The 20,200-nt window shown below is 67.1% G+C and carries 21 protein-coding genes; 10 read left to right on the top strand and 11 right to left on the bottom strand.

Going from position 1 to position 20,200, the window contains the following annotated elements:
- The first annotated feature begins 21 nt into the window (after window positions 1–21).
- Window positions 22–546, top strand: coding sequence for an NlpC/P60 family protein (locus tag BT108_RS02135; protein WP_083566104.1), 525 nt, complete (start codon window positions 22–24; stop codon window positions 544–546).
- Between the two features lie 99 nt (window positions 547–645).
- Here BT108_RS02135 and BT108_RS02140 read toward each other — a convergent pair whose 3' ends face one another.
- From BT108_RS02140 to BT108_RS02160, 5 genes are all read right to left on the bottom strand, one after another.
- The gene (locus BT108_RS02140) at window positions 646–1,635 is read right to left on the bottom strand and encodes a PEP-CTERM sorting domain-containing protein (RefSeq protein WP_255369574.1); all 990 of its coding nucleotides are present in this window, start codon (window positions 1,633–1,635) and stop codon (window positions 646–648) included.
- A gap of 59 nt (window positions 1,636–1,694) precedes the next feature.
- Entirely contained in the window at window positions 1,695–2,363 is a 669-nt protein-coding gene (locus tag BT108_RS13735) for a PEP-CTERM sorting domain-containing protein (RefSeq protein WP_072292899.1), read from the bottom strand.
- Window positions 2,364–2,441: 78 nt separating this feature from the next.
- Window positions 2,442–3,227: a matrixin family metalloprotease gene (locus tag BT108_RS02150; RefSeq protein ID WP_255369575.1), complete on the bottom strand. Its 786-nt coding sequence runs from the start codon at window positions 3,225–3,227 to the stop codon at window positions 2,442–2,444.
- Window positions 3,224–3,985 carry a PEP-CTERM sorting domain-containing protein gene (locus BT108_RS02155; RefSeq protein WP_072292900.1) on the bottom strand — a complete coding sequence of 254 codons (762 nt, stop codon included), beginning with the start codon at window positions 3,983–3,985 and terminating at the stop codon, window positions 3,224–3,226. The genes BT108_RS02150 and BT108_RS02155 overlap by 4 nt, the downstream gene beginning before the upstream one ends.
- A 299-nt stretch (window positions 3,986–4,284) precedes the next feature.
- Window positions 4,285–5,079, bottom strand: coding sequence for a PEP-CTERM sorting domain-containing protein (locus tag BT108_RS02160; RefSeq protein WP_072292901.1), 795 nt, complete (start codon window positions 5,077–5,079; stop codon window positions 4,285–4,287).
- 452 nt (window positions 5,080–5,531) lie between these two features.
- Between BT108_RS02160 and BT108_RS02165 the strand changes: the two genes are divergently transcribed.
- Window positions 5,532–5,963, top strand: a complete 432-nt coding sequence (locus BT108_RS02165; protein ID WP_143142351.1) for a hypothetical protein — start codon at window positions 5,532–5,534, stop codon at window positions 5,961–5,963.
- 22 nt (window positions 5,964–5,985) lie between these two features.
- Here BT108_RS02165 and BT108_RS02170 read toward each other — a convergent pair whose 3' ends face one another.
- Genes BT108_RS02170 through BT108_RS02180 form a run of 3 tightly spaced genes read right to left on the bottom strand, consistent with a single transcriptional unit; the run spans window position 5,986 to window position 9,624 of the window.
- Window positions 5,986–6,798 (bottom strand): copper resistance protein B, encoded by an 813-nt coding sequence (locus BT108_RS02170; protein ID WP_255369576.1) that lies wholly within the window; start codon window positions 6,796–6,798, stop codon window positions 5,986–5,988.
- Window positions 6,795–8,639 carry a copper resistance system multicopper oxidase gene (locus tag BT108_RS02175; RefSeq protein ID WP_255369577.1) on the bottom strand — a complete coding sequence of 615 codons (1,845 nt, stop codon included), beginning with the start codon at window positions 8,637–8,639 and terminating at the stop codon, window positions 6,795–6,797. The genes BT108_RS02170 and BT108_RS02175 overlap by 4 nt, the downstream gene beginning before the upstream one ends.
- Window positions 8,640–8,646: 7 nt before the next feature.
- Complete coding sequence (locus BT108_RS02180) at window positions 8,647–9,624, bottom strand: GlxA family transcriptional regulator (protein ID WP_072293004.1); 978 nt, start codon at window positions 9,622–9,624, stop codon at window positions 8,647–8,649.
- A 101-nt stretch (window positions 9,625–9,725) separates the two neighbouring features.
- Between BT108_RS02180 and BT108_RS02185 the strand changes: the two genes are divergently transcribed.
- Window positions 9,726–10,028 carry a putative quinol monooxygenase gene (locus BT108_RS02185; RefSeq protein WP_072292904.1) on the top strand — a complete coding sequence of 101 codons (303 nt, stop codon included), beginning with the start codon at window positions 9,726–9,728 and terminating at the stop codon, window positions 10,026–10,028.
- On the opposite strand, the gene BT108_RS02190 is transcribed toward BT108_RS02185, so the two are convergent.
- Together BT108_RS02190 and msrA are read right to left on the bottom strand one after the other, a co-directional pair.
- On the bottom strand, window positions 10,025–10,498 hold the full coding sequence (locus BT108_RS02190) for a universal stress protein (RefSeq protein WP_072292905.1): 474 nt from the start codon (window positions 10,496–10,498) through the stop codon (window positions 10,025–10,027). The two genes, BT108_RS02185 and BT108_RS02190, sit on opposite strands and share 4 nt — an antisense overlap.
- Window positions 10,499–10,617: 119 nt before the next feature.
- Window positions 10,618–11,946 (bottom strand): peptide-methionine (S)-S-oxide reductase MsrA, encoded by a 1,329-nt coding sequence (msrA, locus tag BT108_RS02195; RefSeq protein ID WP_083566121.1) that lies wholly within the window; start codon window positions 11,944–11,946, stop codon window positions 10,618–10,620.
- A 414-nt stretch (window positions 11,947–12,360) separates the two neighbouring features.
- Between msrA and BT108_RS02200 the strand changes: the two genes are divergently transcribed.
- From BT108_RS02200 to BT108_RS02230, 7 genes are all read left to right on the top strand, one after another.
- Window positions 12,361–15,309 (top strand): monovalent cation/H+ antiporter subunit A, encoded by a 2,949-nt coding sequence (locus BT108_RS02200; protein WP_072292906.1) that lies wholly within the window; start codon window positions 12,361–12,363, stop codon window positions 15,307–15,309.
- The gene (locus tag BT108_RS02205) at window positions 15,309–15,653 is read left to right on the top strand and encodes a Na+/H+ antiporter subunit C (protein ID WP_072292907.1); all 345 of its coding nucleotides are present in this window, start codon (window positions 15,309–15,311) and stop codon (window positions 15,651–15,653) included. The genes BT108_RS02200 and BT108_RS02205 overlap by 1 nt, the downstream gene beginning before the upstream one ends.
- Complete coding sequence (locus BT108_RS02210) at window positions 15,650–17,314, top strand: monovalent cation/H+ antiporter subunit D (protein ID WP_072292908.1); 1,665 nt, start codon at window positions 15,650–15,652, stop codon at window positions 17,312–17,314. The genes BT108_RS02205 and BT108_RS02210 overlap by 4 nt, the downstream gene beginning before the upstream one ends.
- Window positions 17,311–17,799 (top strand): Na+/H+ antiporter subunit E, encoded by a 489-nt coding sequence (locus BT108_RS02215; RefSeq protein ID WP_072292909.1) that lies wholly within the window; start codon window positions 17,311–17,313, stop codon window positions 17,797–17,799. The genes BT108_RS02210 and BT108_RS02215 overlap by 4 nt, the downstream gene beginning before the upstream one ends.
- Window positions 17,796–18,080, top strand: a complete 285-nt coding sequence (locus BT108_RS02220; protein WP_072292910.1) for a K+/H+ antiporter subunit F — start codon at window positions 17,796–17,798, stop codon at window positions 18,078–18,080. The genes BT108_RS02215 and BT108_RS02220 overlap by 4 nt, the downstream gene beginning before the upstream one ends.
- On the top strand, window positions 18,077–18,457 hold the full coding sequence (mnhG, locus tag BT108_RS02225; protein WP_072292911.1) for a monovalent cation/H(+) antiporter subunit G: 381 nt from the start codon (window positions 18,077–18,079) through the stop codon (window positions 18,455–18,457). The genes BT108_RS02220 and mnhG overlap by 4 nt, the downstream gene beginning before the upstream one ends.
- 270 nt (window positions 18,458–18,727) lie before the next feature.
- Window positions 18,728–19,492 carry a carbonic anhydrase gene (locus BT108_RS02230; RefSeq protein ID WP_072292912.1) on the top strand — a complete coding sequence of 255 codons (765 nt, stop codon included), beginning with the start codon at window positions 18,728–18,730 and terminating at the stop codon, window positions 19,490–19,492.
- A gap of 40 nt (window positions 19,493–19,532) precedes the next feature.
- Here the strand turns inward: BT108_RS02230 and BT108_RS02235 are convergent, their stop codons facing one another.
- Window positions 19,533–20,192: a hypothetical protein gene (locus BT108_RS02235; protein ID WP_072292913.1), complete on the bottom strand. Its 660-nt coding sequence runs from the start codon at window positions 20,190–20,192 to the stop codon at window positions 19,533–19,535.
- Window positions 20,193–20,200 lie beyond the last annotated feature (8 nt).

Consider the following 20,200-nt stretch of genomic DNA (forward strand, 5'->3'; position numbering starts at 1 on the left):
GCGGCCATGAGGGGGAGGGCGATGCGGGGAGCTCTGGGCGTCCTCGTCGTCGCGGTACTCGGCGGATGCGGCAGCATGCCCGAACGGGAGGTGGCGCGAGCCGTTCCCGCCCCGGTGGTGCGAGGGGAGACGGCACAGCCCGATCGTGGCGACGGCCTGTCGTCAGATGCGGTGATCAGGCGTAGCCTGTACGCGCAATACGCTCAATGGAAGGATACGCCCTACCGCATCGGCGGCCTCGGACGGGATGGAGTCGACTGCTCCGGTTTCATGCACGTCACCTTCAGCGCCCGATTCGGAATGACGCTGCCGCGATCGACGGATCTGCAGGTCCATCTGGGCGAGGATGTCGACAGAAGCCAGCTGCGAACCGGCGACCTGGTGTTCTTCAAGACGGGCACGACACTGCGCCATGTCGGCGTCTATCTCGAGGACGACCGGTTCCTGCACGCATCGACCAGCCGCGGGGTCACGATTTCCCGGCTGAGCGAGGCGTACTGGCGGGCCGCGTACTGGAAGGCGAAGCGCCTGGATATCAGTCCGTAGTATCCCACTGTGCGTCCCCTATGCGATCCGGAGGCGACGCTGCTGCATCGTCATCCGCCCCTTGCGGGGCAGCGGGTGCAAAGCGGAAGTGGAGACTTCCTACGTCCCTGCGACCTCGCCTCCGACCCGGCGGCGGCCAAGCGAGGCGACCAGGCCCAGCCCTGCCAGCAGCATCGCCCATTCGGCGGGTTCCGGCACCACCGCCACCTGCCAGCCGATGTCGCGGAATCCTGCATAGTCGAGCACGGTGGGCAGCTCGCGCAGGCCCCTGGCGGTGCTGGGATCCATCAGCGTTTCCTGAGAAAGTCCTTCGTACGTGCTGTAGACGCCTTCCCCCCAGTGCAGGCCGTACAGGTCCAGCGGCACCGGGCCGCCATAGGCCGCCACGGAGTGGGCGCCGAGGAAGGCGTTGCTGGCATGGTCGATCTGCGCGTGCCACGAATCCGCCTCGCCGAAGCCGAGGATATGGCCCAGTTCGTGCGTTGCGGTGGTCAGGAAGTCCGGATGCCCCGGCGAGAGTCCGGCCGGATCGGTACCGAAGTACCAGTCGTTATTGGCGTTGAACCAGATGGTGCCGCCCCAGATGCCGTAGTCGGTGGCTTGCGCGCCGGTGGCGTTGGCCTGCCCGCGCGTATGGACGGCATCGACGAATTCGGCGGAGCCGGTGGCGGTCACGCTGTTACCCGTTCCCGCGAAGCCGAGTACCCCCGGCCCCGAGGGCGAGCCTCCCACGTAGACGCGCAGGGTATTCTCCGGGATGGACAGGTTGGTGAGCGTCACGGCGGGACCGGCAAGGCTCGGGTGGCTGAAATTCACGGACCAGCTGTCGCCCGCCTGCGGCGAGATGGCCGCCAGCGTGTCCGTGAACCCGCTGTAGAAGGACGCTGCGGTATCGAGCAGGGCGCGCCGCTCCGCGATGGGCGCGCCGGTGACAAGGTCGGTGAAGAACCCGCGGGTGTCATAGGTGTAGTCGAACTCGACCTGGATGGCGTGAGCCGGGGACAGCGCGAGCGCGCCTCCCAGGATGGCGGCCCCGCGCAGGGCCTTCGCCATTGCTCGGCGAAGCGGCTGGATGTGGCGATGGTGCATGGCAGTACTCCCTCCGGGATTTTCTTCAGCTTGTTATATGGATGCGTATTCGTCCGGCATCAGGCGGGACCGGCGCGGCGCCTGCCGCGGACGATGCCGCCCAGCAGCCCCAGTCCGGCGAGCAGCATGGCGTAGCTTTCCGGTTCCGGCACGGGCGCGAGGGTGAAGTCCAGGCGGTAGGCGACCACGGCGTCGGTTTCCGACAGGAACAGGGTGTAGTCGCCCGCGCCCAGCGGGGCGGTCAGTTCGGTGTCACCACCGGCGTACGGCGGGCCGGAGAACACGGCCAGCAACTCGGCGTCCGCGCCGATCAGCGCGTTGCTCAGGTTGGAACTGACGGTGTTGATCCCGGTCCCGATCGCCAGTCCTTCCTGGATGCCGAAGTAGGAACCCCCGATCGAATCTCCTTCCACGACGCTGTAGTCGAGGTGGATCGCGGTGAGCAGATACCCGGCGGGGACCTGGAAGCTGAACACGTCGGTATCCGCGGGACTGCCGCTGCCGCGGATGCCGCCGAACGTGCCGGAGAGGGTGTTGCCGCCGGCGCCCAGTATGCCGGCGAAGGTGCCGGGGCTGAGCCACGGCCCAACTGTCACCGCATTCGCGAAGTCCCCGCCCGTTGCGTCCCTTGCTTCGTCATAGGACAGCCCCGCGTGCGCCAGGCCGGGAAGCAGGGCGATCCCGCATGCGGCGCTGCGCAGCCATTTCTTGCCTTTCAGGTCGATCATGATGCGCCTCCGTCAGGATTGAAGATGTGTCGATTGAAACCTTGTTGTTCACCGGCAGCTGAACCCCCCGGCGCGATCCTATGCAGCTGCTTCCTGGCGCCGCCGCAGGCGGAATCCGAGCAGCAGGAGCCCGGCGCTCCACAGCGCCAGGGCCTCCGGTTCCGGTATCGGCGACAGGGGCGTCACCGTGCCGGTGCCTGCACCGTACACGCTCTGCAGGGCGCTGATGTGCTCGGGGGCCAGCGGGAAGATCGGCCCGCCATAGCCGAGGCCGGCCAGCGGGCTCGGGCTTTCCGGCAGGCCGGTCACCGCCGGGCCGTAGCTCACGGGGGGATCGCCAGGGGCCGAGTGGCCCATGCCCAGCGAATGCCCCAGTTCATGCTGCGCGACGCCGTAGAAGAAGGCCGGCGTCCACGGCGCCGAGGCGTTGAACACGACGTCCCCGGCCAGGCCGCCGCTGCTGGGGAAGTAGGCGTAGGCGTTGGCACCGGCGACGTAGGGCACCACGCCGATCCGGATGTTCGCGAGTCCGGCGGGATCGTATTGCCCCGACTCCGGCAGCGGGCCCGCGTCCTCCACCTCGACGAAGGAGATCGGCAGGATGCGGGTGTAGTCCAGCAGCGCCGTCTCGAATGCGCCCTTCAGCAGCTCGGTGCTGAAGACTTCCCCCGAAAAGCGGTCCGCGAGGGTGCCGTTGAAGAGGTTGCTGTAGCTGTAGGTCAGGGTGATGGGAGATCCCGGTCCGCCCGGCTGGGGCCAGGTGGAGAAGATCGGGAAATAGTCCGCCATGGCCGGGCTCGCGGCCACGGCCAGCCAGGCCGCCGCCAGGAGGCGGCGGCCCGTGCGTCGGGCCGCGGCGGTCATGCGAGCTGCGGAGCCGCTGGTTCAGTATCCGCCGTGCGGCGCAGGCGCCAGGCCAGCATGCCCAGTCCGGCGAGCAGCATGGCCCACTCGCCGGGCTCGGGCACCGGGCTGATGGTGAGGAAGGTGGCGCCGGGCACTTCCGTGCTGTTGCTGAAGCCGTGCAGGAAGTCGTTGCCGGAAAGGTCGTTCTTGCCGGTCAGGGCCAGCACATGCACGTCGTTGGCGCCGGAGATCCAGCTGTTGACCACCGCCGAGACGTCGAAGGTGTAGGTGCCGAAGTCGCCGACCACCGTGGAGGCCGCGCCGTCCGCCGCCAGGATGTTGTTGTTGTAGAAGTTCAACCAGTTGATCGTGCCGCCGGGGTTGGTATTGTCAGTGATACTGGTGAACGGGTTCGCATTCACGCCATGGGCGGAGACGGTGAACGGGTTCTCGGCCGAGGCGTCGCCGTTGAATCCACCGTTCACGCTGGTCACGGTGAGGATGGCATTGACCGGTCCCGTGAACGTGGAGAGATCCTGGTCGAATGCCAAGTAGATGGTTTCAGCGCCGACCGTTCCAAACGGATTTTCCGTCGAAACCCGGAAGACTGGACGATTGTCGCCGGCGTAGCCGCGGACCGTGTCCGCTCCCTGGAAGAACGACGACGTCATGACGCTCAGATTGGGATCGAAAACGGTATCGGCAATGGCGGGCGTGGCGGATGCGCAGCCCAGCGCAGCGGCGCACAGCGCCATTCTGAAATTCAAGGTTTTCATAGTGGTTCCCTCATGATATTGGAATATAATCGCGATGGACCGGAGCGTGCCGGACATCGGGTATTCTTGGCTTGCCTGCCTATCGATGGGGGACCTGGCGGTCCCCCATGGGGTCGGTCTGGACGACACAACCGGGTGGGTATGAAAATGATAACACTTATCATTCCATGTTGCGATGAAAAAGAGCCATTTTTCGGAAGAATGGGCCATTGGGATCAATGTGCCGCGGCTCCGCACACCCGATCGGCAGGCCGGAGGTTGTCTGCCGACCCGGGCAGGCGGTTCCCCGGCCCGCCGTATCAGGCGATTTGCGGCGTCGCCGGTTCAGTGCTCGCCGTGCGGCGCAGGCGCCAGGCCAGCACACCCAGTCCGGCGAGCAGCATGGCCCATTCGCCGGGCTCGGGCACCGGGCTGATGGTGAGGAAGGTGGCGCCGGGTACTTCCGTGTTGTTGCTGAAGCCGTGCAGGAAGTCGTTGCCGGAAAGGTCGTTCTTGCCGGTCAGGGCCAGCACCTGCACGTCGTTGGCGCCGGAGATCCAGCTGTTGACCACCGCGGAGACGTCGAAGGTGTAGGTGCCGAAGCCGTCGATGACCGTGTGCGCCGCGCTGTCCGCCGCCAGGATGTTGTTGCTGTAGAAATCCCGCCAGTGGATCGTGCCGCCCGGGTTGGTGTCGTCGGTGATGCTGGTGAGCGGGTTCGCGTCCACGCCATGGGCGGAGACGGTGAATGGATTTGCGGCCGATGCGTCGTAGCCCTGTCCTCCGGCAACGCTGGTCACGGTGAGGATGGCGCTGACCGGCCCGGTGAACGTGGAGAAATCCTGGTCGAATGCGAGATAGATGGTTTCCGCGCCGGTGAATCCGAAGGGATTGGGGGGATTGTCGGTCGAGACGCGGAGGACGGGGCGGTTGTCGCCGGCATAGCCGCGCACCGTGTTCGCCGCCGGTGCGAAGAAGTAGGGCGAGGTCGTGACGCTCACGCCGGGCTGGAAGACGGTGTCGGCGTCCTCGACGGCGGCGATGGCGGGCGCCGCCGATGCGAGGCCCAGTGCGGCGGCGCACAGCGCCATCCTGGCATGCAATGTTTTCATCATGGTTTCCCTCCTGTACATGGAATGTAATGGCGATGTCGGAACATCCGTTCCGGACACCCCTGGATTTGCCTGCCTGTCGATGGCGGGCAGAGGTCCGCCATGGGGTCGGTCTGGAAGACGCGACCGGGTGGGTATGGAAATGATAACACTTATCATTTCCATATGATGGGAAATGGCCGCATGCGGTAGGCGCGATAGTCCATTCGTATCATTCCGAATAAGATCCTCGGCTGTGGCATGAATTCGATGAAATCATTACACATCTCGGCGGGGGCATTCTGCAATGGCTCCATAACTCTTTGATCAGGAGGAGGATGAACCATTCTTCCCGTGATGGCATGTTAATTGCTTATTCTTCTGCTGGCTGCCGGTGCACGAGCGGCACGAGCTTTCGTGCCAGGTGAACGGAGTCTGCAGAATGGAGAAGCGGAATGGAGAAGCAGGCGATGCGGATGCGCGTTTTCGTTTTCATGGTGGTCGTCATGCTGTCCGGTCTGGCCGGATGCCGGGGTCTGCCTCCCTCGGTCCCCGTATCCGGCTCCCGGGTGCCGATCGAGGGGGCCATGGGGAGCGAGGTGGCCGTGGTGACGGAAGTGGGCGACGCCGCCCGGAAGGCGGCGAAGGGGTATTCGATGTGCGTCTGGTCCGCTGCCGAGAAGATGAGACTGGGATCGTCCGACGTGCGCCTCGTGGTGGAAACCGCCGAGGGTACCTGCAAGAAGAACGCGCAGCGCCTGCATGCAGCGCTGGAGGCGGACAGGGTCGATTACGCGTTCGCGCGATCCTACGTCGATACCATCGTGGAGAATGCCCGCACCGAAGCGCTGGCGCAGGTGTTGCGCGCCAACGCGCGCGAGACCCGGGCACGGGAGGCGCGGCGCTAGGGTGCGCGGGCGCGCATGCCTTTCAGAACCATAGCCGCGCTCCCGCCACGAGGCGGATCTGGCTGGGGCTGCCGCCGTCCGCGCGCACCATGTCGGCCGTGCCGAAGAAGCTGTGGTCGAACGAAAAGCCGACGTATGGAGCGATGTGTCGGTTGATCTCGTAGCGCAGGCGCAGGCCGAACTCGATGTTGTTCAGGCCGCTGCCGGTCGTGAACCGCTCCACCTTCTGGATCGCGGCGTGCGCCTCGATGCGCGGCTGCAGGATGAGCCGTTGCGTCAGCAGAAAATCCCGCGACGCCCCTACGCGTACCGATACATCGCCCTCGTGGCTGATGAACAGGGCCGACTCGATCTCGTAACGGTAGGGGACCAATCCCTGGAATCCGATCACGGCGTGGGCACGGGCGACGTTGCGGCCCCTGAAGGTCTGGGTCTCGCCGCGCACCCCGATCTGGAAGTCGTAGTACTTGCCGATGAAGCGGCCATAGAGCAGCTGCAGGTCGATGTCGTAGTCGGCCTTGAAGGCGGTGTTGCGCTCGCCTTCGCTCTTGATCCAGACGCGGTTGAAGTCGCCGCCGTACCAGCCCTGCATGTCCCAGCGGAAGTCGCTCTCGCCGTGCTTGGGCCGGTATTCGAGCACCTCGGCGCGCAGCAGGCCGTAGCGGTGCTCGTCCTCCACGGGGCTGTGCCAGCCTGGCGGCAGCGGCCGATACGCCGGCGCAGCGGCAGGACCTGCATCCCGTGCATTCGCCGCGACGCAGGTGCCCGTCAGGGCGGCCAGCAGGACCGCGGCGCAGCATGTCCGGAAGCGGGCGGCGGGTGGGTCGGGGCTCAAGGATGGCCGTCCGCGGGTGGATCCGAGACGTGCACGATACGGAACATTCCGGTTTCCATGTGCAGCAGCAGATGGCAATGGAAGGCCCAATGTCCGGGGGCGTCGGCAGTGATGGCAACGGAGATGCGCTCGGCGGGCTTGACGAGGACGGTGTGCTTGCGCGGCAGGTATGCGCCCGCGCCATTCTCGAGGTGCATCCACATGCCGTGCAGGTGCATGGTGTGTTCCATCATGGTGTCGTTCACGAAGGTCCAGCGCAGGCGCTCGCCGTGGCGGAAGCGGATCGGCTCCCGGGCCTGGGAGAATTTCCTGCCGTCGAACGACCAGATGAAGCGCTCCATGTGCCCGGTCAGGTGGATCTCCAGCTCACGTTCCGGTTCGCGCTGATCCGGGTAGGGAGCGAGGCTCCTCAGGTCGCGGTAGGTCAGCACCCTGCGCCCGTCTTCTCCCAGCCCGATGCCGGGCTCGTCCAGCCGGGTGCGCGTGAAATCCGGTATGGTCTGGTTGCCCGGGCCGTGATCGTCGGGTCCGTGCGGGACGAGGCCATCCTCCCGCGTCGCGGCAGGGGCGGGGGCCGACCCATGCCCGGTCGGCGCGCCGGGAAGGGGATGGCCGGCATGTCCGGCATGGTCGGCATGCATGATTTCCGCGTCATGCGCGTCGTGCGCACCGTGGCTGCGCATCCCCATGTCCGCCATGGTGCGCACCGGGCGCGGCCGCCGCGCCGGGATCTCCCCGCGCATGCCCGGCCGCGGGGCGAGCGTGCCGCAGGCGTAGCCGCTGCGGTCCAGCGTTTCCGCGAAGAGGGTGTAGGCGCGGTCCTCGGCGGGCTCGACGACCACGTCGTAGGTTTCGGCGGGGCCGATGCGGAACTCGTCCACCTCGACCGGCTGCACGTTCTGGCCGTCTGCCTGCACCACCGTCATGCGCAGGCCGGGGATGCGCACGTCGTGGAAACTCATCACGCCCACCTGGATGAAGCGCAGGCGCACGCGTTCGCCGGGGCGGAACAGCCCGGTCCAGCTGGACTGCGGCGGCAGTCCGTTCATCAGGAAGGTATAGGCGGCGGCGGTCACGTCGGCGAGGTCGGTCGGGTCCATGCGCATGTCGGCCCACATCAGGTAGTCGCCGAAGGCGGCATGCCACCCTTTTCTGCCTATGTCGCGGGCGAGATCGGCCAGGGTGCGTTTCTGGTAGTTGTAATACCCCGACTGCTTCTTCAGCCGTCCGATCATGCCCGCCACCGGGGTGTGGCTCCAGTCGGACAGCATGACCACGTACTCGCGGTCGCAGCGGACGGGATCGGGCGCGATCGGCTCCACGATCAGGGGTGCGTAGGCGCCGGCCTGCTCCTGGCCCATGGAGTGGCTGTGGTACCAGTAGGTGCCGCTCTGTCGCAGCGGGAAGCGGTAGACGAAGGTCTCGCCAGGGGCGATGCCCGGAAAGCTCACGCCCGGGACGCCGTCCATTTCCGCCGGCAGCAGGATGCCGTGCCAGTGGATCGAGGAGGATTCCCGCAGCAGGTTGGTGACGCGCAGCGTGACATCCTGCCCCTCGCGCAGGCGCAGCAGGGGTCCGGGCACCGTGCCGTTGACCGTGATCGCGGTCGTCTTCCGGCCGCCGATCCGGAACGGAGTCTCGGCGATGACGAGGTCGATGGTGCGTCCACTCAGTTCCGGCGGCTGCGTCGGGTCGGCCCGATCGGGATAGGCATAGGCAGGCAGGATGTTTTCGAAGGCCGTCAGCGCGCCCAGGGTACCGGCGCGCCTGAGCCAGGCGCGCCGCGAGGGAGAGGAGAGCATCCTTTCATGGGTGACGCCGGCACGTGGCTCCCGGGACATGGCGTGCCTATTCCGTCCGCCCTGCGCTGCGGGCGCGCAGTTCGCTTATGGTTCTGCCCGTCTTGCGGCGCAGCAGCGCGCGCAGCGTCGCACCCTCGGCGTAGCCTACCTGCCCGGCGATGCGGTCGATGCTGTCGTGGCTCGTCCTCAACAGGTGCATGGCACGTTCGATGCGCAAATCCTGGAAATAGGCGAGCGGGGATTTTCCGAGAACCGCCCGGAGCCGGCGGGACAGCGTCCTTTCGCTGGTGCCGGCTGCCGCCGCGGCTTTCGTCAGGGAGAAGCGCGTGCCCAGCCCGTCGCGCGCCCACTGCTCGAATCGCTCGACCAGCGGATCGGCGTGCGCGAGATGATCCGGGATCGCGAACAGGCTCTGGGATGCACGCGGCTCGATCAGAAGATAGCGCGCCACCATGGTCGCGAGCGCCGGGCTGGCGCGCCGGATCAGCCAGAGCGCGAGGTCGACGTGCGCGAGCGCGGCCCCGGCGGTGACGCAGCCGGGAGCGCTGACCACCATGCGCGACTCATCCAGCCGGACTCGGGGATACCGTTCGCGGAAAAACGGTGCGAGCCACCACGAGGTCGTCGCGCCGTGTCCATCGAGCAGCGAGGTGCCCGCGAGCACGAACGTTCCGGTACAGGCGCTGCCGAGCAGCGCGCCGGCGGCGGCCCAGCGCCGCAGGAGCGGAACGGCGGCCGAGACGTCCCGATGCCGAAGCGCCGCCTGCAGCGTCTGCGGCGTCTTCGCGCCCAGGGCCGGGACCAGCGCCACGTCCGGCTGCGGACAGTGCGCCGCCGCCAGTGCCGGCACGAAAAGCCCCTGGGCGGTACGCGGGCGCCTGCGAACCCCGGCCACCGTCACGTCGAAGCGCACGCCGGGCGTGCCGGCGGCAGCGGACAGGCCGTTGGCGACGCTCAAGGTGTCCAGGAGCGTGGAAAGCCCGGTATCGAAAACCCCGTCGAGTGCGAGAATGTGGACGCGCATGGCGGGAATCATACCAAAATTGTCGATTCCGCCACTTTCAAAGTGTATCCGGCTTCCCTACAGTGATGCCTCGTTCATTCAACTTCAGGGGAGGCACGGAAATGGTGACAGTGGCGCTTTGGGTGCGATTGGAAGCGAAGCCCGGCAAGGAGGCCGAGGTCGAGGGTTTTTTGCGGCAGGCGGTCGAGCTTGCAGATCAGGAGACGACGACGCCCGTCTGGTTCTCGCTGCGACTGGGCGCTTCCACGTTCGGAATCTTCGACGCCTTTGACGACGAGGCAGGGCGTACCGCGCACCTGTCCGGACCGATCGCGGCGGCACTCATGGCCCGAGCCGCGGATCTGCTCGCGGAGGCGCCGCGGATCGAGCGTGTCGACGTACTCGGGGCCAAGCTGCCGGGCTAGGTGTGTACGGCATCCTGCCGCTCGGGCTTGACCGCGAGCACCGGGCAGGCGGCGTGCCGCACCACATACTCGGCGATGCTTCCCAGGGTCAGGCGATTCCAGCCGGTGTAGCCGTGCGTGCCGAGCACCAGCAGATCGGCATGGTGCTCGGCGGCGGCGCGCACGATTTCCCTCCCGGTGGGCCCTTCGGCAAAAAGGGTCTCGGTTTCCATCTCCAGGGATGCCGCCAGATCCGCGAGGGCATCCTTGCCGGCCTGCCGGGTCTTGCCCAGGCTTGCGTCCACCCACTGCTCGAAACCCGGGGTGAAGTAGTAGGGGGAGGGCACCATCCATCCGCTGGGCTCGAAGACGTGCAGGAGGGTGAGGCGCGCGCCCAGGGCCCGCGACAGCGACACGGCGTGGCGTACCGCTCCTTCCGAGGCGTCCGAGAAATCGGTGGCGAGGATGATGTGGCGGATGAGCGGATCCATGGCGCACCTCCTGTCCGGGTGGGGAAACACTGCCATGGTACCGGGGATGGAGTGCGGACTCAATCCCCTTCGATCCACCGTTGCAGGACCCGCCGATCATACTTCGGGCCCGCGTGCGGTCATTTCGGGTCGGGAACGAATTTCAGGACATTGCCGTTGATGCAGTAGCGCTTGTAGGTCGGTGGCGGGCCGTCGTCGAAGACGTGTCCGAGATGGATGCCGGAGCTAGCGCTGCGCACCTCGATGCGGCGCATGCCGTGCGATCTGTCGGGATGCTCGGTGACCGCGCCCTCGATCGGATCGAAGAAACTGGGCCAGCCGGTCCCGCTCTCGAATTTGGCCCGACTCAGGAACAGGGGTGCGCCCGTGATCGGATCGACGAACGTGCCCGGGCGCTTCTCGTCCAGGTTGGTGGCGGTGAAGGGGGGCTCGGTGCCCTGCTCGAAGGCGATCCTCTGCTGCTCCGGCGAGAGCAGCTGGAACCCGAGCCACTTCCAGAAATTGGCCTTTTCGCCGTTGTAGCCGGTGTAGCGGGCCACCTCCCGTCCCTCCCTGAAGAGCACGATGGTGGGTGCGGCGAACAGGGGTTGCTCCAGCGTCCAGCCGGCGGGAGGATGGGCGCCCAGGGTGGCCACCACCGGCACGTCGGCCTGCCAGCGGCTCAGGACGTCGGCATCGAACTGCTTGCAGAACTCGCAATCCTCGGCCTCGAACACGATCAGCTGCCGTGCCGGATCCAGCCGCGCGCCGTCCAGCCCGGCCGGGGCGCGCACGGGGGTGGCGGCGGCCTGCGCCGCGGCGGGGTACTTCACCCCGGTGCCGCCCAGGCCGCAGTATCCGTCCGGGTTCTTCCGCAGGTAGTCCTGGTGGTACGCCTCCGCGGCGGTGTAGTGCCGCAGCGGCAGGATCTCGGTGGTGATGCGGCCGTATCCGGCCGCGCCGAGCGCACGCTGATAGGCGTCGCGCGTGGCGAGCGCGGCGGCCTGCTGGATTTCGTCACGGTAGTAGACGGCGCTGCGGTAGTTGCTGCCGACGTCGTTGCCCTGCCGATCCCCCTGGGTAGGATCGTGGTTCTCCCAGAATCGCGCCAGCACGGCTTCCAGCGTCACCGCGGCAGGATCGAAGCTGACCTTGACCACTTCCGCATGGTTGCGCGCCGTGGCCTTGCCGGCGCGCAGCGCTCGTTCATGCTCCAGTATCTGCTGGTAGCCCGCGCCGGGAAGATCGCCGCCGGCATAGCCGCTTTCCACGTCGACCACCCCTGCCAGTTCGCCCATGCGCTTTTCCGCGCCCCAGAAGCAGCCCATGCCCAGGACGATGGAATCGGTCTCTTGTCCGGTTGCCTGATTCGGTGCCACAGTCCTCTCCCTGGCGGAATACGCGGTGACGATCACGCCCAGTCCCAGCAGCATGGCCGCGATGGCTGCCTTCGTCCTCGTGTGTTTCATCTGTCGTGCCTCCGACCCGTGCGGTCCGTGCAAATTGGACAGGCGGAAGAATCTTTGGTTCGCACGCGCATCCGGCGTGCTATGCATTCATCCTGCCTTCCCGCACGCGGCCTGCAGCCTCTATCCTACGGAATCGGCGCGCGAAATGGAATCCGCTTTCCGGGGAAGCGCAAATGGATGCGCAGATATCGGATGCAGGATGATATGATTGGAGGCAGCCGGGGTGCGGCGAAGCATGGTTGTGCCGTTCCGTTCCGGCCGGGGGATCGGCGGCGCCCTCGGGTCTCGAATTCAATGTGACGGGGGATACGCGTCGCGACCACGGGGCGCTGCGCGCGGTATCCCGCCCGGCTTTCCCTGCAGGACGGCCGGCATGCCCGGCCTTATCTTTTTCTGGAGTCGCAGCGCCCTATCATGTCGCTCGTCTGGATCGTCATCCTGCCGTTCGCGGGCAGCCTGTGCGCCGCCTTCGTCTCCTCGCGTGCGCGCAACACGGAAGCCTGGCTGGCGGGGATGGTGACGCTGGCCTGCGTTGTCATGGCGCTGCGGTGCTATCCCCTCGTCGCCACGGGGGAAGTGGTGCGGGAGACGTTCCAGTGGGCGCCCGGCCTGGGGCTGGCGGTGACCTTCCGCATGGACGGCTTCGCCTGGCTGTTCACGATGCTGGTCACGGTGATGGGCGCCCTGGTGGTGCTGTACGCGCGCTACTACCTCTCCGCCCAGGATCCGGTGGCGCGCTTCTTTTCCTTCTTCCTCGCCTTCATGGGCGCCATGCTGGGCGTGGTGCTGTCGGGGAACCTGATCCAGCTGGTGGTGTTCTGGGAGCTTACCAGCCTCACCTCCTTCATGCTGATCGCGTATTGGTACCACCGCTCGGATGCGCGCCGCGGCGCCCGCATGGCCCTGACCGTCACGGCGGGCGGCGGCCTCTGCCTGCTCGGCGGCGTGCTCGTGCTCGGGCGCATCGCGGGGGGCTATGATCTCGATACCGTGCTTGCGGCCGGCGAGCAGGTGCGTGCGCATGCCTGGTACCTGCCGGCGCTGGTGCTGATCGCACTCGGGGCGCTGACCAAGAGCGCCCAGTTTCCATTCCATTTCTGGCTGCCGCACGCGATGGCGGCACCCACCCCGGTGTCCGTGTACCTGCACTCCGCCACCATGGTGAAGGCAGGGGTATTCCTGCTGGTGCGGCTGTGGCCGGTGCTCGCGGGCACGGATGCCTGGTTCTGGATGGTCGGCAGCGCGGGACTCTGTTCGCTGGTGCTGGGGGCCTACATGGCCATGTTCCAGCGGGACATGAAGGGCGTGCTGGCCTACTCTACCATCAGCCATCTGGGACTGATCACGCTGCTGCTCGGGCTCAACAGCCCGCTGGCCCTGATCGCGGCCATCTTCCACATCATGAGCCACGCGACGTTCAAGGCATCGCTGTTCATGGCGGCGGGCATGGTCGACCACGAAACCGGCACGCGCGATCTGTCGCGGCTGAGCGGCCTGTATCGCGCCATGCCGCTCACCACCGCCCTCGCCACGGTGGGGGCGGCGGCAATGGCGGGCGTACCCCTGCTCAATGGGTTCATCTCCAAGGAGATGTTCTTCACCGAGACGATGTTCGTCAGCGGCAATGCGCTCACCCGCATAGGATTGCCGGCGATGGCGGTGGTCTGGGGCATATTCAGCGTGGCCTATTCGCTGCGCTTCATCCTGCAGGTGTTCTTCGGCCCGCCGGCCGGGGATCTGCCTCGCGATCCGCACGAACCGCCGCTCTGGATGCTGTTTCCCAGCGCGCTGCTGGTGCTGGCCTGCCTGGTGGTGGGCATGATCCCCGCGATCGCCATCGGCCCCTATCTGGATGTGGCGGCGCGATCCGTGCTGGGGCAGGGAACGCCCGTTCACAGCCTGGCGGTATGGCACGGCTGGAACCTGCCGCTCATCATGAGCCTGGTGGCGATGGTCGCCGGTACCGGGCTCTATCGGATGCTCGGCGAGTACCAGCGCGGCACCACCGTGGTGCCGTTGATCGACTGGCTGCGCCTGGATGGCAAGCGTCTGTTCGAATCGCTGCTGGAGACACTCGATGCCTGGGCCGACTGGCTGCTGCGATGGCTGTCGACGGAGCGCCTGCAGGTGCAACTGCTGCTCCTGATCTGTGCCGCCTTCGCCGCCGCGCTGGTGCCGCTTGCGGCGGGAGGGTTGCCGGCGGGCAGCCTGCCGCTGACGCCGCTGGAGCCGGCCTTCGCCGGCATGTGGCTGGTCGGTGGGGTATGCGCGGTGGCCGCCGCGGTGCAGGCGAAGTACCACCGCCTCGCAGCGCTGAGCCTGGCGGGCGCGGCGGGCCTGGCGACCTGCATGACCTTCGTGTGGTTCTCTGCGCCCGATCTGGCGCTGACCCAGCTCGTGGTGGAAGTGGTGACGATCGTGCTGCTGCTGCTGGGCCTGCGCTGGCTGCCGCGGCGCCATCAGTCGGTGGATGACGCGCGGGTGCCGCTGCGCGTGCGCCTGCGGGCGCGCACCCGCCGCCTGCGGGATCTGGTGCTGGCACTCATCGCCGGCACCGGCGTGGCGGCCTTGAGCTACGCCGTCATGACGCGCCCCGCGGTGGACGGCATTTCGCCTTTCTTCATCGAGAGCGCGCTGCCGCTGGGAGGAGGGCGTAACGTCATCAACGTGATCCTGGTCGATTTCCGGGGATTCGACACGCTGGGAGAGATCACGGTGCTCGGCATCGTCGCGCTGACGGTATTCGCGCTGCTGCGGCGCTTCCGCCCCGCGCCCGAGAGCATGGAGCGGCCGGTGCAGCAGCGGGAGCAGGATGGGGACGGCAGCGCCCTGCTGCGCGACCCGCATGCCCTGCTGCCGGTCGGGCCGATGATGCTGCCGGGGGTGGTGGTGCAGCTGCTGCTGCCGATCGCCGGCATGGTCGCCATTTTCTTCCTGCTGCGCGGGCACGACGAGCCGGGCGGCGGGTTCGTGGCGGGACTGATCGTGGCGACGGCGGTCATCCTGCAGTACATGGTGGGCGGCACCGCCTGGGCCGAGTCGCGTACCCGTATCTTCCCGCAGTACTGGATCGCACTGGGCCTGCTGTGCGCGGCGGGGGCGGGCATGGCGGCATGGCCGGCGGCACGGCCATTTCTCTCGGCTCTGGCCTGGCATGGCACCCTGCCGCTGGTCGGCGAGATGCACCTGTCCACGGTGCTGCTGTTCGACGTCGGCGTGTTCCTGCTGGTGATCGGCGCCACGGTGCTGATCCTGGTGGCCTTGGCGCACCAGTCGCGCCGCGGCCATCGGCGGCAGGAAGAAGCCGTGCCGGCGTCGGCTCCAGCGCCGGATCCGGCCGTGTCCGGCACGGAACGCGGCTGATGGAATTCGTCTATGCACTCGCGATCGGCGTGCTGACGGGATCAGGCGTGTGGCTGCTGCTGCGCCCGCGCACCTTCCAGGTGATCATGGGGCTGACGCTGCTGTCCTACGCGGTCAACCTGTTCATCTTCGGCATGGGGCGCCTGGCCGTGGGGCGGGTACCCATCATTGACGCGCTGCGCCAGGCGGATCCCGCGCGCTACGACGACCCCGTCCCGCAGGCCCTGGTGCTGACGGCGATCGTGATCGGCTTTGCCACCACCGCACTGTTCCTGGTGGTGCTGCTGGCATCCCGCGGGCTGACCGGGACCGACCACGTGGAAGGCGAAGAGCTGGAGCCATGACGGACTGGCTGCCGCACCTGCCCGTCCTGCCCGTCGTCATTCCGCTGGTGGCCGGTGCGGCCATGCTGCTGCTCGCCGAGGCCAGGCGGGCGGAACGCACCGTGATGGCGCTGGCTGCCACGCTGGCCAATCTCGTGGTGGCCGTCATGCTGGTGCGCATGGCCGGCGGTGCCCTGCCTGGGCTCTGGCCGGACGGCGTCGCCGCCTACCGGCTCGGCGGCTGGCAGCCACCCTTTGGGATCGTGATGGTGGCGGATGCGCTGTCGGCGGCGCTGCTGCTGCTCAACGCGGTGCTGGCGCTGGCGGCCCTGGCATACGCGCTGGCACGCTGGAAGCGGATGGGGCCGCACTTCCAGTCGCTGTTCCAGTTCATCGTCATGGGAATCAACGGCGCCTTCCTGGCGGGGGATCTGTTCAACCTGTTCGTGTTCGTGGAAGTGCTGCTGGCGTCGTCGTACGGCCTGGCGCTGCATGGCTCCGGCGTGCTCCGGATCAAGGCGGGCCTGCACTACATTGTCGTCAACCTGGCGGGCTCCTTCGTCTTCCTGATCGGCGTCTCGCTGATCTACGGCACCAGCGGGACGCTGAACATGGCGGACCTCGCGCTGCGGGTGCCGCGGCTGCAGGATGGAGACCGCGTGCTGTTCGAGGCCGGGGCGGCGATCCTGGGCGTGGCGTTCCTGCTCAAGGCCGGCGCGTGGCCGCTGAATTTCTGGCTGCCGTCCACCTATGGCGCCGCAGCGCCTCCCGTGGCGGCGCTGTTTTCGATCATGACCAAGGTGGGCGTCTATGCGCTGCTACGTGTGGGTTCGCTGCTGGGTGCGGCGCCACTCCCGGACGGGGGGGCTCCGGCTCCGTTCAGCGAGCCATGGCTGTTCGGCATCGGCCTCGCCACGCTCCTGCTGGGGACGGCCGGCATGCTGGCCACGCGGCAGCCGCAGCGCCTGGTGGCCTACTGCGTGATCACCTCGGCGGGCACACTGCTGGCGGCGTTCGGTCTGGGCGGCGCGCCGATGAAGAGTGCGGCGCTGTTCTATCTGGCCAGTTCGGTGCTGGCCACGGGGGCATTCTTCATGCTGAGCGAGATGGTCGGGCGCACCCGACCCGCCGGTGCGGAGGTCGAGGAGGAGGAGCCGCTGGATGCGGAGGCGCCACTCGATCCCAGCATGCCGGACGAGGATGTGGGCATTGTCATCCCGGCGGCGATGGCCTTCCTGGGCATGGGATTCGTCGCATGCGCGCTGCTCGTGACAGGGCTGCCGCCGCTGTCCGGCTTCGTCGCCAAGTTCCTGCTGCTCTCCGCCACGCTCGATATCGTGCCGTCGGCCGCGCCGATCGAGACATGGCCCCCCGCAATAGGCGTGCTATGGGCGGCGGTACTGGGATCGAGCCTGGTGAGCGTGATCGCGCTGTGCAAGATGGGCGTGCGGCTGTTCTGGAATTCGGGCGAGATCGTCACCCCGCGGCTGTACGCGCTCGAGGCGATGCCGGTGGCGGGGTTGCTGCTGCTGAGCGTGGCGCTGGCGGCGGGGGTGGGCCCGGCGATGGACTACCTGGATCGCGCGGGACGGGATCTCTCCGCGCCGCAGATCTACATCGAAGCGGTGCTGGGAAAGGATGTTCCGACGGATCTCACGGATATCGCCGGAGGAGGGCGATGAAGCGCCTGTCGCTGCTTACGCTGTTCACCGCCATGCTGCTGGCGCTGTGGCTTCTACTCAACGATACGCTCGAGCCGGGCCACTGGCTGCTGGGGGCGGCGCTGACCATCGCCATTACGCTGGGCACGGCCGCCATGCGGCCCCTGCGGGCGCGGCCGCATCACCTGCTGGTCGCGGTCAGGCTGCTGGGTGTCGTGCTGGTCGACATCACGCGCTCGAACATCGCCGTGGCGGGGGTCATCCTGGGTCCGGCAAGACGGCGCGCCCATTCAGGATTCATGAAGATTCCCATCGACTTGCGCGATCCGTACGGGCTGGCGGCGCTGGCCTGCATCATCACCGCGACGCCCGGCACCGTATGGGCGGGCCTGTCGCCGGACGGCGGCAACCTGACCATCCACGTGCTGGATCTGCAGGACGAGGAGGCCTGGATCCGCACCATCAAGCATCGCTATGAACGTCCACTCATGGAGATATTCGAATGACGCTCACACTGCTCCCTTCTGCGCTGTCCTTTGCCTCGATCGCCCTGGTGCTGGCGATGGCCTGCGCGGCGATACGCCTGCTGCGCGGGCCGTCGGCGGAGGATCGGGTACTGGCATTGGATACCCTCTATATCAACAGCATGATCCTGGTGCTGGTGCTGGGCATCCGCTTCGATTCCCGCATCTACTTCGATATCGCGCTGCTGATCGCGCTGTTCGGATTCGTGGGTTCGGCGGCGATGGCGAAGTTCCTGCTGCGGGGAGAGGTGATCGAGCCATGAGCGGCGTCCAGTTTCCCCTCTGGGCCGACCTGCTGGCTTCGCTGCTGCTGATCGTCGGCGCCACCCTGGCACTGATCGGCTCGTTCGGCCTGCTGCGGCTGTCCGGCCTGTTCGCACGCATCCATGCACCTACCCTCGGGGCCACGCTGGGCCTGGGCTGCGTGCTGCTGGCATCGATCCTGCTGGCCTCGGTGGGCGCGCACAGGCTGGTACTGCAGGAGGTGCTGATCACGCTGTTCATGGTGGGCACGGCGCCGGTGACCGCGATGCTGCTGATGCGCGCCGGCATGTACCGCAGGCGCGAGGATGGCAGTCGCAAGCCGTCGCGCCACCAGGATACGGCCCGGCCGTCCACCGGTGGCGCGAGCCCGGAATAGAGTCGGTATGCACCGTGGATTGGTCCCGGGGCGGGGCGGGATGATTCCGCCCTGGTTGCGCTGCACGGCGGATCCGCTTCCCGTGGCGGCTCCGGAAGAAATACAGGGCGATCGTTTGCAGATTTTCGCTTGACTGCCCGGCATCGGCCGGTTTATGCTGAATTGGTATCGGCCGCATGCTGCCGGTGTGCTCCCGGCGCCTGCTGCGCCTCGCATTCCGCGGCTTCGTGACGCCATCATCCGATCGTAAGGCTCTACGGAATATCCATCATGCATCCGTCACACGAATCGCGCGCGGGAAGCGCGGCAGGGGAGCCCGATGCGGGCAAGCGCAGGCTCCTGAAGCTGGCCACGGCCTCCTTGCTGGCATGGAGCGGCACAGGAATGGCGGGCAGCGCTTCCGCCGCAGCCACTCGGCAGCCAGGCGGCCCTCCGCTGCCGGAAAACGTCATGACGCCCGACGATGCGCTGACCAGGCTGATGGCCGGCAACGAGCGCTACGCCACCGGAAAATCCACCCCGCTGGAGTTCAGCGAAGAAAGGGAAGCGCTCGTATCGGGACAGAATCCCTATGCGTGCATCCTGGGCTGTTCGGATTCGAGGGTCAGTCCCGAATTCTGTTTCGACGAACAGCACGGCGATCTGTTCGTCGTCCGTATCGCCGGAAACTACCTGACCATCGATATCGTGGCAACGCTCGAGTATGCGGCTGCCGTTCTGCATACTCCTCTGATCATGGTGCTCGGGCATGGAAGCTGCGGCGCCATCGGGGCGGCCATCAAGGCGTCGGACGGCAACGAGCAGTTTCCCGGCCACATCCAGGCGATGGCGAGCGCATTGCTTCCTTCCGTCCGGATGATCAAGGACATGCCCGGCGATCGCTATGAAAATGCGATCAGGATGAACGTTGCGCGCACCGTCGACAAGCTGCGCAGGCAGCCGCCCCTTCTGAGCAGGCTCGTTTCCGATGAAAAGGTGCGAATAGTGGGGGGCGTCTACAGCCTCAAAACCGGGAGGGTGGATCTGGTGGCATGATCATCCGTCCGCGCGCTCCGGCGGGGAGGGCGGCAGGCGATCACAGGCCGGTTCCGGCGGCCCACCCGAAACGCGCCAGGAATTCCTGGACCATCTCGCTCGCCATGATGACCGCGATCGCATAGGAGGTCAGGCTGAGCAGTGCGATCGTCACGATGGGCCTCAGCGGGCTGGCCGTGGAATATTGCTGCCATTGGGAGATGAATCCCCGGTCTGCCGGCACCCCCGGCTGCATGTAGGGTTCAAGGGTTGCGAGCACGCTCGCGCGCGCCCTGCGCAGTGCCTGGGCGGCACCGAGGCGGTAGGTGGCGTCCAGCAACTCCTGGCGTTTGGGATCGGTATCGAAGACCGCTTCACGAACCCTCGCCCGCTCTGCCGCCTCCCGGAAGAAATCCTGCATGCGCCCCAGATACCGCTCCTCCGCGAGCATGGTGCGCACCTCTTCTTCGAAGAGGGCGGCGGCACGGACGTCCAGCGGGCCAGATCGCGATTCCAGCACCGCAGTCAGCACTCGGGAGAATGCCTGTTCCTTGTTGGCGATCAGCCTGAGGAGAATGGCCTCGACAGCCTGCGGCGACGGCGAGCGAAACGGTACGCCCTCCCGGGGCGCGTCGTCGTAGAGCCCGTCGAGCTCAATTTTCGCTGCGGTTTCGCACTCTGCATCGGCCACCTCCAGTCTGTTCTTGCTCGTATCCGTCATGATTGTTT

It is taken from the genome of Nitrosovibrio sp. Nv17 (genome assembly GCF_900119085.1).
Taxonomy (GTDB): domain Bacteria; phylum Pseudomonadota; class Gammaproteobacteria; order Burkholderiales; family Nitrosomonadaceae; genus Nitrosospira.